The 13,332-nt window shown below is 70.3% G+C and carries 13 protein-coding genes; 9 read left to right on the top strand and 4 right to left on the bottom strand.

From position 1 onward, the window contains the following. Nucleotides 1-34: 34 nt before the first annotated feature. Nucleotides 35-229 carry a hypothetical protein gene (locus ACN9MP_RS01160; protein WP_426323170.1) on the bottom strand — a complete coding sequence of 65 codons (195 nt, stop codon included), beginning with the start codon at nucleotides 227-229 and terminating at the stop codon, nucleotides 35-37. Between the two features lie 206 nt (nucleotides 230-435). Then, complete coding sequence (locus tag ACN9MP_RS01155; protein WP_426323168.1) at nucleotides 436-702, bottom strand: hypothetical protein; 267 nt, start codon at nucleotides 700-702, stop codon at nucleotides 436-438. A gap of 180 nt (nucleotides 703-882) precedes the next feature. Between ACN9MP_RS01155 and ACN9MP_RS01150 the strand changes: the two genes are divergently transcribed. After that, nucleotides 883-1,494, top strand: coding sequence for a winged helix-turn-helix domain-containing protein (locus ACN9MP_RS01150; RefSeq protein ID WP_426323166.1), 612 nt, complete (start codon nucleotides 883-885; stop codon nucleotides 1,492-1,494). Between the two features lie 150 nt (nucleotides 1,495-1,644). After that, the gene (locus ACN9MP_RS01145; RefSeq protein WP_426323164.1) at nucleotides 1,645-2,190 is read left to right on the top strand and encodes a hypothetical protein; all 546 of its coding nucleotides are present in this window, start codon (nucleotides 1,645-1,647) and stop codon (nucleotides 2,188-2,190) included. 76 nt (nucleotides 2,191-2,266) lie between these two features. Here ACN9MP_RS01145 and ACN9MP_RS01140 read toward each other — a convergent pair whose 3' ends face one another. Further along, nucleotides 2,267-2,779 carry a glycine cleavage system protein R gene (locus tag ACN9MP_RS01140; RefSeq protein ID WP_426323163.1) on the bottom strand — a complete coding sequence of 171 codons (513 nt, stop codon included), beginning with the start codon at nucleotides 2,777-2,779 and terminating at the stop codon, nucleotides 2,267-2,269. Nucleotides 2,780-2,891: 112 nt separating this feature from the next. Between ACN9MP_RS01140 and ACN9MP_RS01135 the strand changes: the two genes are divergently transcribed. From ACN9MP_RS01135 to ACN9MP_RS01105, 7 genes are all read left to right on the top strand, one after another. Then, on the top strand, nucleotides 2,892-4,055 hold the full coding sequence (locus tag ACN9MP_RS01135; RefSeq protein ID WP_426323161.1) for a polysaccharide deacetylase family protein: 1,164 nt from the start codon (nucleotides 2,892-2,894) through the stop codon (nucleotides 4,053-4,055). A gap of 107 nt (nucleotides 4,056-4,162) precedes the next feature. Continuing rightward, complete coding sequence (locus tag ACN9MP_RS01130; protein WP_426323160.1) at nucleotides 4,163-4,420, top strand: glutaredoxin family protein; 258 nt, start codon at nucleotides 4,163-4,165, stop codon at nucleotides 4,418-4,420. A gap of 48 nt (nucleotides 4,421-4,468) precedes the next feature. Then, the gene (kynA, locus tag ACN9MP_RS01125) at nucleotides 4,469-5,368 is read left to right on the top strand and encodes a tryptophan 2,3-dioxygenase (protein ID WP_426323159.1); all 900 of its coding nucleotides are present in this window, start codon (nucleotides 4,469-4,471) and stop codon (nucleotides 5,366-5,368) included. Then, a complete protein-coding gene (locus ACN9MP_RS01120; RefSeq protein ID WP_426323158.1) occupies nucleotides 5,368-6,348 on the top strand; it encodes a hypothetical protein in 981 nt (326 codons plus the stop codon). Before kynA ends, ACN9MP_RS01120 begins: the two co-directional genes overlap by 1 nt. Continuing rightward, nucleotides 6,335-7,600 carry a kynureninase gene (locus ACN9MP_RS01115; RefSeq protein WP_426323157.1) on the top strand — a complete coding sequence of 422 codons (1,266 nt, stop codon included), beginning with the start codon at nucleotides 6,335-6,337 and terminating at the stop codon, nucleotides 7,598-7,600. The genes ACN9MP_RS01120 and ACN9MP_RS01115 overlap by 14 nt, the downstream gene beginning before the upstream one ends. 168 nt (nucleotides 7,601-7,768) lie before the next feature. Then, the gene (locus ACN9MP_RS01110; protein WP_426323156.1) at nucleotides 7,769-9,544 is read left to right on the top strand and encodes an aldehyde dehydrogenase family protein; all 1,776 of its coding nucleotides are present in this window, start codon (nucleotides 7,769-7,771) and stop codon (nucleotides 9,542-9,544) included. Further along, nucleotides 9,541-11,175 carry a GMC family oxidoreductase gene (locus tag ACN9MP_RS01105; RefSeq protein ID WP_426323155.1) on the top strand — a complete coding sequence of 545 codons (1,635 nt, stop codon included), beginning with the start codon at nucleotides 9,541-9,543 and terminating at the stop codon, nucleotides 11,173-11,175. The genes ACN9MP_RS01110 and ACN9MP_RS01105 overlap by 4 nt, the downstream gene beginning before the upstream one ends. A gap of 360 nt (nucleotides 11,176-11,535) precedes the next feature. Here ACN9MP_RS01105 and ACN9MP_RS01100 read toward each other — a convergent pair whose 3' ends face one another. Then, nucleotides 11,536-13,161: a DEAD/DEAH box helicase gene (locus tag ACN9MP_RS01100; protein WP_426323154.1), complete on the bottom strand. Its 1,626-nt coding sequence runs from the start codon at nucleotides 13,159-13,161 to the stop codon at nucleotides 11,536-11,538. Between the last annotated feature and the right edge of the window lie 171 nt (nucleotides 13,162-13,332).

Raw genomic sequence — 13,332 nt, 5'->3', positions numbered from 1 at the left:
CTAGCGCCCGAGGTCGCGATGGCAAAGTCGCGTCTCAGCGGCGCACCCGGTAGCCGAGGTAGACGTAGCCGTTCGCGAAACGGCGCTCGTCGATGAGCTCCAGGTCGAGCCGCAGCCCCTCGTCCAGGAAGCGGATGCCGCCGCCCACGACCGCCGTCGCGATCACCACATGCCGGCGCTGCAACGTCCACGGCGACCTACGCGAGAGGCACTCCATGTCGCGGACCAAGGGGCAAGTCGGAGTCGAACGGTGAATTGCCTGGCAAGACCCGCCACGCGCCAATCACCTGCAGCGGGAATGAGTGCAATCAGGCGAATACGCAGGTTGCCGAGCGGTCATTGCAGCAGTAGCAATGGGTCGAATCGGGCTGGGCTGCCGGAAGCCCCGGCGCCGTCTCGGCGCCTTGGCCTCGATAACGGTAAAGACTCGGCCGTCTAGTCGCAGCGAGATGCAATTCTTTCCCGCGCCTCGCCCTTTGACATGCTGTTCTGCTCATCGATACGCAGGACCGCGACGACTGCCGTACGGTCGCGAGGGTCTTCAATTTCGCACGCGGCCATGACAATCCAATCGATAGGGTTTTCGACGGGTTGAGATGAGGGATCGACATCGGAGACATTAATGGCGATAAGCGCGCCATCCCATGACTCGGTCGCTTCCAGCCAAGGCCGTCCGACCAGGCTGTCGGCTGTTGGGGTCACCGCAGGGGGACTGCTACACGCAGTGGCCGCAGACGCGGCGAGCAGGATGAATACTCCTTGAGCGAGAGTCACGCGCCACTTTCTCACAAGGTTGATTCAACCACCATTTGGACGGGAATGATGACTTCATTCGAAATACGGGATATTGAGGGTCTGGAGCACCTTCGTAGCCGCGGGGGGATGGTGGATGCACTGACGGATCACATCCGGGCTGCTGTGATCGCGGATTCGTATCCGGGACACTCCCGGCTGCCGGGCGAGCGCGTTCTTGCCCGGACGCTCGGCGTGGACCGGGGGACTTTGCGGAGGGCTCTGCACACGCTCACGACGGAGGGATTGCTCGAGGCTCGGCGTGGGCGATATGGCGGAACATGGGTGCGTCGGGATGCGTCGCCCCTGCCTCCGCCTACTCGGTCCGACGAGAGGGCGGACGGGCTTGATTCCTATCTTCGGATCGAGTTGCTTTCGGTCAGCGCTCAAAGTCTTCGTGGCGAGCACATGGCGGAGGTGTCCAAGACCGAGCTGCTCTCCGCCCGCAGTCCCGAACAGGTCTTCTGGGCCGACAATCGGGGGCGTTGGCGTATGTGGAAGGAGGCGGGCGGTGTGGATTTCGCGATGCTTGCCGCTCAGCTTCGCCTGCGCGTTCTGGAAAGGATCTCCGGGGAGGGGTCGATGGCCCCCCGTGCTCGGCGCCTTCGAGAGCTGGCGCTCGCACTTCTTGAGGAGACGAACGACGCCGAAGCCGTGGTGGCCTCATATTGTCGCTGTCTCGCAGGGTTAACCGAGGCTTGACAACACTGCAGGAACGGGTGAACTAGGAGATTAAATGAGCCGATAGCGGGCCGAACAGACGGTGTCGAAGGCTCGCGAATCAACGGGACGTCACCATTGGTCGACCGATTATCCTTTGACGCATTCCTGGCAAATTCTTAGTGTCCAGCCATGAACAAGACTGGGATTGCCCGCAGCCTCGCGACAGTGGTGACCGCTCTTCTGATTGCTGGTGCGGCGGTGATCGCTGTTCCCGGTGCCGCGTCGGCCGCGACGCCCACCGGACCTCAGTACAGCTACCAGATGGTGAATGTCTATAAATCGGGGGCGCGCGTAAAAGGCGCTCAGATTTCGTACCAGGTCTGCGCGCCGACTTCCAACGCGACGACCGCCAGCTACAACACCAGTACGACGCGGAGCAATACCTTTAGCATCACGAGCGACCTGAGCTTCAGCGGGCTGAGCGGCCTCCTCTCATCCAAGGTTTCTGTAAGTGGCGGAGTTACGACATCAACGACCACGACGGAAGGTCTGGGCACAGTTGTTCCTCAGGGGCGGTGCATGGCAGTGTTCGCGCTCAATGACGTCTACCGGTACACGCTTCAGAAGAAGTGCAATTGGGCATGCTCCGGGGCATACGCGTCAAAGTCGTGGGTCACGGTGGGAACCGGTTCGTACACGAAGTTTGTCGGCCGCGCGTATTTCTACACCTATTAGCCATCCGGGAACGATCTGGGAAGATCAATTCCCCCGTCCTCACCCGGACCCGGCGCGTGCGCCGCCCGGCCAGCCCTCAGGAGTCGAGGGTGACGTCGACCTGGATCTCTGTCGCGAGACGCTCGAGCTCGGCGGTGAGCGATGCCAGATCGACGGAGGCCGGAACCCGGGCCGAGACGGTCGCTTCGAAGAGGCGGCCGCCGTACATGGCCGCCTCGGTCGTGCGGGTGGCGAGGCGGTCGATGCTGACGCCGCCGTTGCGCAGCACGGTCGAGATCTCGCGCACGATGCCGGGGTGGTCGTTGCCGATGACCTGAAGGGTGAGGGGACGCACCGGATCGTGCGGCGGCTCGTCCGTGCCGGTGTGCACGGTCACCTTCAGCAGCCCGTCCAGCGCGGCGAGCGCTTCGCGCAGCCCCTCCGCCCCCTCGGGCGAGATCGACACCTCGATGATGCCGGCGAAGGCGCCGGCCAGTTCGGCGAGCTGACTGTTCTCCCAGTTGCCGCCGTGCTCGTCGACGACGTCGGCGACCGCCGCGACCAATCCGGACCGGTCGTCGCCGACCACGGTGAGCACGAGCGTCGTCATAGGGCCAGGGTAGCGACGCGCGGCTGCGCACGCGCGGTCCCGGCGGCATCCGGGTAGCATCCCCTCAGAGATCGCACGTGGGGATGCGCGGTCCGTACTCTCGGAGAGTCGAATGGCTGGTCTCGGCACGGGTCGCGCACGACCGTCCGCGCGCGTGCTGCGCCGGCGTCGCCTGTTCGCCGGCATCGCGGGCGCCGTCGTGCTGCTCGCCGTCGCCGGGGGCACGGTCGCCGCGATCGGGCTGGCACGGGCGGGCGCCGACGGCGAGGGCGGCCCGCAGACGGATGGCGGGGCGCCGGCCCCTGCCGCCACTCCCACGCCCACCCCGCTGACGGCCGAAGAGGAGCTGCTCGCCGCGACGACCGACCCCGCGGCATGCGCCGTGAGCTTCACCGGCGAGGGCATCTCGGACGCGCCCGTGCTCGAGAGTCAGGGCACCCTGTACACGAACCTGCCGATCCCCACCCGCGAGGATGAGGTGTTCGCCGGCTGGTACGCGACGCCCGAGGATGCCGCGGCCCTCGCCATCCCCGGCCGGATCAACGGCTCCGAGCCCGTCGCGTGCACCGACCGGCGCGTGACGCTGCACGGGGCGTGGGTGAGCGCGGAGCGGAACGCGACGGAGGATGCCCGCATCCCGATCCTCATGTACCACCAGTTCACGACCGACCCCCAGGGCGACAACGGCCCGCTGCGCGGCAACTACGCGTACATCGGCGACTTCGATGCGCACCTGAACCACATCGCGTCCACCGGGTTCTACCTGCCGACCTGGGACGAGCTGTCGGCATTCATCGACGGGCGCCTGTTCCTGCCGAACCACTCCGTGATCGTGACCGACGACGATGCGGACCACACGTGGCTCGAGCTCGCCGTGCCGGTCGTCGACCGGTACAGAGTGCTGACGACCTCGTTCGTCATCACGAAATGGCGGCAGGAACAGACGCCGTCCACCTTCGTGCTGCAGCGGTCCCACACCCACGACATGCACGAGGCGGGCGCGAACGGCCAGGGCCGGATGGTCAACTGGTCGGCCGCCGAGATCGCCGCCGACATGGAGACGTCGGCTCAGATCCTCGGCGCGAAGGAGGTCATGGCCTACCCGTTCGGCCACTACAACGACACCGCGAAAGAGGGCCTCCGCCAGGCGGGGTTCGAGATGGCCCGCACGGTCGAGCCCGGGTATGTCACGATCGGCGCCGACAAGCTCGCGCTGCCGACTATCCGCATCAACTACGGCATGGGCCTCGACGACCTGATCAGCCTCATCGGGTGAGCCCGGCGGCTGACTCCGGGAGAGCGGATGCCGCACCCCGGCGCATGCGCCGGGTGCGATGACGCGCGCCCGGCCCTCACCCAGGATGCCCGGGAGAGAATGGAACGATGACTTCCTCCTCCTCCCTCACGATGTTCGGCGCGGACTGGTGCCGCGATTGCATCCGCACGAAGAAGCAGCTCGACGAGCTCGGCGTCTCGTACACGTATGTGGACCTCGTCACCGACCCCGCCGCCGCGGACGTCGCGCGCGACATCTCGGGCCGCACCAACATCCCCGTGGTCGTCTACCCTGACTCCTCCCACCACGTCGAGCCGTCGAACGCCGACGTCGAGGCGAAGCTGCGCGACCTCTCCCTGATCTGACTCGCGCGGGCCTGACGCCGGGGGCACCGGCGTCATTAGGCTGAGGCCGTGAGCGACGAGAGCACGCGCCCGACCGACGGGGAGCGAAGCGAACGCACCGAGAACACCCGGGCGATCGAGGGGTCGGTGGTCACCGACTTCCGTGACCGCATGAGCTACGGCGGCTACCTGGATCTCGACACCCTGCTGTCGGCGCAGCGCCCGCTCAGCGGCCGCGACGGGCAGCAGGAGCATCACGACGAGCTGCTGTTCATCGTGCAGCACCAGACGACGGAGCTGTGGCTGAAGCTCGTGCTCCACGAGCTCGGCGCGGCCTGCCGGCTGCTCCGCGAAGACCGGCTCGCCCCGGCACTCAAGTGCATCGCGCGCGTCAAGCACATCCAGAAGACGCTCACCGAGCAGTGGTCGGTGCTGGCGACGCTCACTCCCGCCGAGTACGTGCAGTTCCGCGGGGTGCTGGGCAATGCGAGCGGCTTCCAGTCCGCCCAGTACCGGGCGGTGGAGTTCACGCTGGGCAACAAGAACGCCGCGATGCTGCGGGTGTTCGAATCCGACCCGTCCTCCTTCGCGCTCGTCCAGGCGGCGCTCGAGGCACCGAGCCTGTACGACGAGTTCCTCCGGCTGCTCGCACGGTCGGGGTATCCGATCCCCGCCGGCGTTCTCGAGCGCGACGTCACGGCGGCGTGGACCTACACGCCGGAGCTCGTTCCGGTGTTCATCGACATCTACCGCGATCCGCAGGCGCACTGGGCGGCCTACGAGACGTGCGAGGAGCTCGTCGACCTGGAGGACAACTTCCAGCTCTGGCGCTTCCGCCACCTCAAGACCGTCGAGCGCATCATCGGCTTCAAGACCGGCACGGGCGGCTCGAGCGGCGTGCCGTTCCTGCAGCGTGCGCTCGATCTCACCTTCTTCCCCGAGCTCCACGCGGTGCGGACGGAGCTGTGATGTCACACGACCCCGAAGCCCTTCGAGACCTGCTCGGCCCCGACGCGATGCTCTGCCGCCGCGCCATCACCGGCGAGCACGGAGTGTCGCTCCCGCCCTTCACCGATCACCACGTGCACCTGCACCTCATCGACGAGACGCAGCTCGCGACCGGCGGGATCGCGGGCGTGGTCGACCTGGGCGGCGACCCGGTCGCTCTCGCGCGGCGCGAGAACCACCGCATTCCCCGCGTGGCATACGCCGGCGCGTTCCTCACCGCACCGGGGGGCTATCCCGTGGGGCGTCCCTGGGCTCCCCCGCAGATCACGCGCGAGATCCTCGACCCGTCGACCCATCCGGGCGTCCCCGGCGGTGCCGCGACGGCCGTCGACGAGCAGGCGTCGTGCGGAGCATCCGTCATCAAGGCCTCTCTCAACGAAACCGCCGGCCCCGTGCTCGACGGGGCGACGCTCGGCGCGATCGTGACGGTCGCCCGCGAGCGCGGCCTGCCCGTCGTGGCCCATGCGGAGGGGGACGGGATGCCGCAGCTCGCCCTCGACGCCGGCGTCGACGTGCTGGCGCACACGCCGTTCACGGAGTTCGTCGGGCGCGCATTCACGGCGCATGCCGTGAAGGCGGGTCAGATCTGGATCTCGACCCTCGCGATCCACCGCGACGATCCGCAGGCCGCCGAGTTCGCGCGCGTCAATCTCGCGGGCTTCGCGGCTGCCGGCGGCCGCGTGCTCTACGGCACGGATCTCGGCAACGGCGACCAGCCCGTGGGCGTCAATCCCGACGAGGTCGCGGCGCTGGACGGTGCGGGCGTCCGCGGAGCGGCGCTCATCGCCGCGCTGACCGATCCCTGGCCGACGGCCGATGCGCCGTCGGGCGTGAGCACGTTCGTGCCCGGTCCGCCCCCGACCCGGCTCGACGAGGTCGCCGAGTGGCTGCGCGGAGCGACCGTCGTCCCCTCCGAGGAGCTCGTCCATGACGACCACTGATCCCGCCGCCGCCTCCGTCGTCGCGCGTCTCGAGTCGGAGGCCGCCGATCTGGATGCCGCGGACCCGCTGCACGCCCGACGCGATCTGTTCGTCGGGGCCGAGTCCTCTCTCGTCTACTTCGACGGCAACTCCCTCGGCCGCCCGCTGCGGGCCAGCGTCGACCGGCTCGCGGCGTTCGCCCGCGAGGAGTGGGGCGGCCGGCTCATCCGCGGGTGGGACGAGTCGTGGATGCAGCTGCCGTTCGAGATCGGCGACGCGGTCGGCCGCGCCGCGATCGGGGCCGCGGCCGGCCAGACGGTGATCGGCGACTCGACCACCGTTCTTCTGTACAAGCTGCTGCGTGCCGCGTTCGATGCCGCCGTCGCCGCCGACCCCGCGCGGGTCGAGATCGTCGTCGACCGCGACAACTTCCCGACCGACCGCTACCTCGTCGAGGGCATCGCCGCCGAGCGCGGTGGCCGCATCCGGTGGATCGACGTCGACCTCGCCGGCGGAGTGTCCGCCGAAGCGCTGCGCGCCGCGGTCGGTCCCGAGACGGCCGTGGTGCTGCTGTCGCACGTGGCGTATCGCTCGGGGTATCTCGCCGACGCACCGGCCCTCACCCGCATCGCGCACGATGCGGGCGCGCTCATCCTGTGGGATCTCTGCCACTCCGCGGGATCCGTGCCCGTCGAGGCCGACGCGTGGGGCTTCGACCTGGCGGTCGGCTGCACCTACAAGTACCTCAACGGCGGCCCGGGATCACCCGCGTTCGCCTACGTCGCGACCCGACTGCAAGACCGCCTGGCCCCACCGATCCAGGGATGGATGGGAGCCGCCGACGTCTTCGCCATGGGTCCCGTGTACCGGCCGGCTGCCGGCATGCGGCGCTTCCTCTCCGGGACCCCGCCGATCGTCGGGATGCTCGCGATGCAGGACACGCTCGCCCTCATCGAGGAGGTCGGGGTGACCGCCGTCCGCGAGAAGTCGATCGCGCTGACGGACTTCGCGGTGCGCGTCGCCGACGAACTGCTGGGGCCGCTCGGGGTCGAGGTCGCCTCGCCGCGCGACACCGCGGAGCGCGGCGGGCATGTGACGCTCTCGCATCCGTCGATGCGCGCGGTCACGGCACGGCTGTGGACGCAGGACGTCATCCCCGACTACCGCGACCCGGGCGGCCTGCGCATCGGCCTCTCCCCGCTGTCGACCTCCTTCGCCGAGACCCTCGCCGGGCTGCGCGCCGTCGAGGCCGCCGTGCGCGCCGAGTCCTGACCCGTGACCTGCTGCCCGTCGCACTGAGCCTCGTCACGCCGGCGCGGTGTCCGCTGCGGCGGGCCGGCATCGACGCTGGAACCGAGTAGCGGAGGCCGAGGAACCGAGTATCGCTGGCGCCCCCGCCCGCGTCTATGCTGGACCCCACCCGCCCGAAGGAGAGCGCTCGTGCCGCCCACCACGAAGACGTCCGCGCCGTCGCGCAGAACCACTGAGCCGCCGGCGTCCGCACCGGTCATCGGGGCCGCCCTCGCCGATCTTGCGACCGGGTCGGCGGTATGGTCGCACCTCACTCTCGACCAGCGCGCGCGGCTGCTCGAGCGCGTGCGGGCGACGGTCGTGGCGCACGCCGACGAGTGGGCGAACCTCTCCGGGCGAACCAAGGGGCTCGATGCGTCGCACCCCCTCATCGGGGAGGAATGGCTCGCGAGTCCGTACGGCGCTCTGGTCGCGCTCGACGGCTACATCGCCACGCTGCGCAAACTGGTGTCCGGCGGCAGTCCGCTCGACGGCGTGCGCATCGACGAGGCCCCCGGCGGGCGCGTGCGCGTGCACGCGTTCCCCGCGAACGGCATCGACCGCCTCCTGCTCTCGGGCTTCGCCGGCGAGGTGTGGCTGCAGCCCGGCGTGACGGCGGCCGACGCCGTGCGTTCGGCGGGCCTGGGTCAGCGCACACCCGCGCGGCCGGGCGGCATCGGCCTCGTGCTCGGCGCCGGCAACCAGTCGTCGATCCCCGTGCTCGACGTGCTCTACGAGCTCGTGGCGAACAACCGGGTCGTGCTGCTCAAGGTCAACCCGACGCAGGACGAGCTGGTGCCGCTGCTCGAGCTCGCCCTCGCCCCGCTCGTCGAGCTCGGGCTGATGCGCATCGTGAGCGGTGGCCCCGACGTCGGCGCGTACCTCACCCAGCACGCGGCGATCGACCACGTGCACATCACCGGCGCGGCGTCGACGTTCGACGCGATCGTTTGGGGCCCCTCGTCGGGCCGGGGCGCCGCGCAGACGGCTCGCCGGCGCCGCGAGAACAGGCCGCGGCTGAAGAAGCCCATCACGGCCGAGCTCGGCGGCGTCTCGCCGATCATCGTCGTCCCGGGCGCTTGGACCGAGGCCGACCTGCGGTTCCAGGCCGAGCACGCGGCTACCATGCGGCTGTACAACAGCGGCCACAACTGCATCGCGGCGCAGGTCGTGATCGTGAGCGAGGACTGGCCCCAGCGCGACGCCTTCCTCGAGGCCCTGCGCACCGCGTACGACGCGATGCCGTCACGGCCGGTGTGGTATCCCCGAGCCGACGAGAAGCTGGCGGCGGCGGCATCCGACTATCCGGGTGCTCGCTGGAACCGCGACCGCGACCGCGCCCTCATCGAGATCGGACCCGACGACGACGCGGCGGCGCTCGAGCAGACCGAGTACTTCGCGCCGGTGCTGGGCGTCGTCACGCTGCGTGGTCTGGGCCAGGAGTTCCTCGACGCGGCTGTGGCGCACGCGAACGAGCGGCTGGCCGGCACCCTCGGCGCCAACCTCATGATCGACCCCGTCACCGAGCGAGCGCTCGGCGGCGGTTTCGACCGCGCGATCGCCGAGCTGCGCTACGGTACGGTCGCGATCAACACGTGGACGGCCTTCGCCTATCTCAACGCCGTGCACACGTGGGGCGGCTTCCCGGGCGCGACGCTCGACGACGTGGGCAGCGGGATCGGCGTCGTGCACAACACGCTGCTGCTCGACGCCGTGGAACGCAGCGTGGTGCGCGGCCCGTTCCGGCCCTTCCCGCGCTCGCTCAGCGCCATCGGAGGGACAGGCATCGTCTCGGTTCTCGCCAAGCCGCCGTGGTTCCCGAGCTCGCGCACCGCCGCAGCCGTCAGCGAGGGCTTCACCCGCTTCCAGATGGACCACGACTGGGCGAGGTTCAGCCGCACGATGATCCAGTCGCTGCGGGCATGAGCCGCGCCCCACGCGACCTGACGGCCGACTACGTCGTCGTCGGAGCGGGGTCAGCCGGCGCGGCACTGGCGGCGCGGCTGAGCGAGGACCCCGCCGTCACTGTACTGCTGCTCGAAGCCGGACCGCCCGACAAGGCGCCCGAGCTGCACGTGCCCGCGGCGTTCTCGAAGCTCTTCCGGAGCCGGTACGACTGGAACTACGACACCGTCCCGCAGCCCGGGCTCGAGGGCCGCACCGTCTACTGGCCGCGCGGCAAGACGCTGGGCGGGTCGTCGTCGCTCAACGCTCTGATGTGGATCCGGGGCTTCGCCGCGGACTACGACGAGTGGGCGGATGCCGCGGGCCCCACGTGGTCGTGGGATGCCCTGGTCCCCTACTTCCGGCGTGTGGAGAACACCGAGGACGCCGCCGACGGCACCCAGGGCACCGACGGTCCGCAGTCGGTGGCGCACCAGCGCGACCCCCGGCCCCACACGGCGGCGTTCCTCCGCGCGGCGCGGGAGGCGGGGCATCCCCTCACCCCGCCAAATCTGCCCAGCGACCAGGGCTTCTCGCAGACGATGGTGACCCAGCGCCGGGGTGCCCGCGCGTCGACCGCCGACGCCTACCTGCGTCCCGCGAAGGGACGGCCCAACCTGCGCGTGGTGACCGGCGCGTTCGTGCGGCGCGTCACGTTCGCCGCCGGCGGGAGCGGGCCGCAGGCGACGGGGGTCTACGTCGACATCGAGGGGATCACGCGGCACGCGCGGGCGCGACGGGAGGTCGTGCTGTCGGGCGGCACCATCAACACCCCGCAGCTGCTCATGCTGAGCGGCATCGGCCCGGCCGCGCACCTCGCCGAGCACGCCATCGACGTCGTCGTCGACGCCGCCGAGGTGGGCGAGAACCTGCAGGACCACCTCGTCGCGGGCCTCGCCCCGGCCGCGCGGGGCGGCACTCTCTACGACGCCGAGCGGCCTGTTGAGCTCGTGCGGTATCTGATGGCGCGGCGCGGAATGCTGACCTCCAACGTCGCGGAGGCGTACGGGTTCGTCCGAACACCCGTCGCCGATTCGGCGGGCATGCCGGACGGGCTGCCCGACATCGAGATCCTCTTCGCCGCGGGGCCGTACGTCGGCGAGGGACTTGTGCCGCTTCCGGCGCACGGGCTCACGCTCGCCGCGATCCTGTTGCGGCCGCACAGCCGCGGCACCATCCGCCTGGCGTCGGCGAACCCCCTCGAAGCGCCGCTCATCGACCCGGCCTACCTGTCCGATGCCGAGGGCATCGACGCCGCGACCCTGCTCGCGGGCATCGCCGAATGCGAGCGCCTGCTCGACACCGACGCGCTGCGGTCGGTGACGACGGGCGGGTGGGTGCTGCCCGAGAACGGCGAGCGCATGACGCCCGCCGAGCGCGCGGAGCTGTCGCTGCGGCGCTACTCGCACACCCTGTACCACCCCGTCGGCACCGCCCGGATGGGCAGGGATGCAGCATCCGTCGTCGACCCGGATCTGCGGGTCCGCGGAGTGACGGGGCTGCGGATCGCCGACGCCTCGGTCATGCCCACGGTGATCCGGGGGCACACGAACGCCCCGGCGATCGTGATCGGCGAGGTCGCCGCCGACCTCATCCTCGGCCGCCGCGTCTGACCCTCAGGCCTCCCTGTCGGACGTGCGGCCGTGGGGCGGGCGGCGGCGGGGCCTTGTGAGGTCGGAGATCCTCCCGAAGTCGGATCGATTCCCGGACTCGGTCCGACATGCGGCAGATCTCCGACTTCGCGGTTCTTGATCCCGGGGAGGGTCGAGAGAGACGACGGCCCCTTCCCGGCCCGGCTTCGACAGGTCAACCACGGTTCTACAGGAGCAGTTCGCGCCAAGGCCGCCTGCAGAAGCCCGCTCGACCTGTGGAAGGAGAGACGTTTCGTGCGGTCTCGTGCCCGGGCAAGACGAGGAAACGCCGAACCCCTCCGTCCTCAGATGAGGGCGAAGGGGTTCGGGCGGCTGCGGAGGTCAGCGCCCGCCGCGGCGGTTGGTGCCGTTGGGGCGGACGACCGAGCCGACCATGAGCTTGCCGGTGCCGCCGGACGAGGCGCGCCGGCCCGTGGTGCGCGGGTTGCCGGCCGGCTGAGTCGACCGGGCGTGACCGGCGCTCTGGTCGTGGCGCTGGTGCGAGGCCTTGTCGCGGGTGGATGCCGCATCCCGGCGCTGTGCGCCCGCGACCTGCGTGCGACCCGAACCCTGGCCCCGGCCCTGAGCCGAGCCAGCCTGAGCCGATCCGCCCTGAGCCGAGCCGCCCTGGCCTGAGCCGCGCCGGCGACGACCGCCACCGGTGCCGCCCGAGCGGGCGCCGGTGGAGGCATCCGTTCCCTCACGCGCGTCGCGTGCGGCGCGCTTGCGCTGCGCGTTCGCGCCCTGGCTGGTGCCGCGCGGCGTCTCGGCGACGGGAACCGGCTTGACGTACGGGGCGATCTCGCCGACGAGCTCGACGAGCTCGGGCGACGTGGCGGTGACGGCGACGGGCTCCACCGAGATGGCAGCCTTGCGCAGCAACTGCGACACGTCGCGCTTCTGGTCCGGCAGCACCAGCGTGACGACGGCGCCCTCGGCACCGGCACGGGCCGTGCGGCCCGAGCGGTGCAGGTACGCCTTGTGCTCCATAGGCGGGTCGACGTGGATGACGAGCTCGACGTCGTCGACGTGCACGCCGCGGGCCGCGACATCCGTCGCCACGAGCACCTTGACGCCACCCGACGAGAACGCGGCGAGGTTGCGGTCGCGCGCCGCCTGCGACAGGTTGCCGTGCAGGTCGACGGCGGGGATGCCCTGGCCGGTGAGCTGCTTGGCGAGCTTCTTCGCCTGGTGCTTGGTGCGCATGAACAGGATGCGGCGGCCCATGCCCTGTGCGAGCGCCGTGACGACGTCCTTCTTGGCGTCCGCGTCGGCGAGGGTGAACACGTGGTGCGTCATCGCGGCGACGGGCGAGTGGGCCTCGTCGACCGAGTGCAGCACCTCGTTCTGCAGGAAGCGGTTCACGAGCTTGTCGACCCCGTTGTCGAGGGTCGCGCTGAAGAGCAGGCGCTGCCCGCCGGCAGGCGTCGCGTTGAGGATGCGCGTCACACCGGGGAGGAACCCGAGGTCGGCCATGTGGTCGGCCTCGTCGATGACGGTGACCTCGACGGCGTCGAGATGCACGAAGCCCTGCTTCATCAGGTCTTCGAGGCGGCCGGGGCACGCCACGACGATGTCGACGCCGGCGTTGAGGGCGTTCACCTGACGGTTCTGGTTGACGCCGCCGAAGATCGTGGTCGTCGTCAGGCCGTACGCCTTGGCGAGCGGTGCGAGCGTCGCGTCGATCTGGGTGGCGAGCTCGCGCGTCGGCGCGAGCACCAGGCCCAGCGGGCGGCCCTTGCGGCGGCTGCCACCGGCGAGCTTGCCGCCCAGGCGCGCCGCCATCGGGATCGAGAAGGCGAGGGTCTTGCCCGAGCCGGTCTTGCCGCGGCCCAGCACGTCGCGGCCGGCGAGCGTGTCGGGAAGCGTGTCGACCTGGATCGGGAACGCGGTGGTCTTGCCCGACGCGGCGAGCGCGTCGACGAGGGGCTGCGGCACGCCGAGCGCGCCGAAAGTGGTTTCGGTCATGAGTGGTACATCTCCGGGCATGCTGATGCCCTGTCGGTGGCCGGGGCGGATCTCGCCCACGGGTCGCCGTACGAAAGTCATCACCGGCATCGCGCGGCTGGGCCGGGCGGCGGCGGGAGGGGAAGCGTTCTACGACGCGAGAAGCGCACGGAGCGCTGCAAGACTTCCCAC

It is taken from the genome of Microbacterium sp. E-13, from assembly GCF_049912955.1.
Lineage (GTDB): Bacteria > Actinomycetota > Actinomycetes > Actinomycetales > Microbacteriaceae > Microbacterium.
Note: the sequence above shows the minus strand (reverse complement) of the source record. Positions and strands in the feature narration are given on the sequence as shown.

Excerpts from the sequence above, each read along its gene's own strand:
- ACN9MP_RS01150 (WP_426323166.1), top strand. The coding sequence starts at position 883 with ATGGTGGATGCACTGACGGATCACATCCGGGCTGCTGTGATCGCGGAT.
- ACN9MP_RS01145 (WP_426323164.1), top strand. The coding sequence starts at position 1,645 with ATGAACAAGACTGGGATTGCCCGCAGCCTCGCGACAGTGGTGACCGCT.
- ACN9MP_RS01120 (WP_426323158.1), top strand. The coding sequence starts at position 5,368 with ATGTCACACGACCCCGAAGCCCTTCGAGACCTGCTCGGCCCCGACGCG.
- ACN9MP_RS01130 (WP_426323160.1), top strand. The coding sequence starts at position 4,163 with ATGACTTCCTCCTCCTCCCTCACGATGTTCGGCGCGGACTGGTGCCGC.
- ACN9MP_RS01115 (WP_426323157.1), top strand. The coding sequence starts at position 6,335 with ATGACGACCACTGATCCCGCCGCCGCCTCCGTCGTCGCGCGTCTCGAG.
- ACN9MP_RS01135 (WP_426323161.1), top strand. The coding sequence starts at position 2,892 with ATGGCTGGTCTCGGCACGGGTCGCGCACGACCGTCCGCGCGCGTGCTG.
- ACN9MP_RS01105 (WP_426323155.1), top strand. The coding sequence starts at position 9,541 with ATGAGCCGCGCCCCACGCGACCTGACGGCCGACTACGTCGTCGTCGGA.
- ACN9MP_RS01140 (WP_426323163.1), bottom strand. The coding sequence starts at position 2,779 with ATGACGACGCTCGTGCTCACCGTGGTCGGCGACGACCGGTCCGGATTG.
- ACN9MP_RS01100 (WP_426323154.1), bottom strand. The coding sequence starts at position 13,161 with ATGACCGAAACCACTTTCGGCGCGCTCGGCGTGCCGCAGCCCCTCGTC.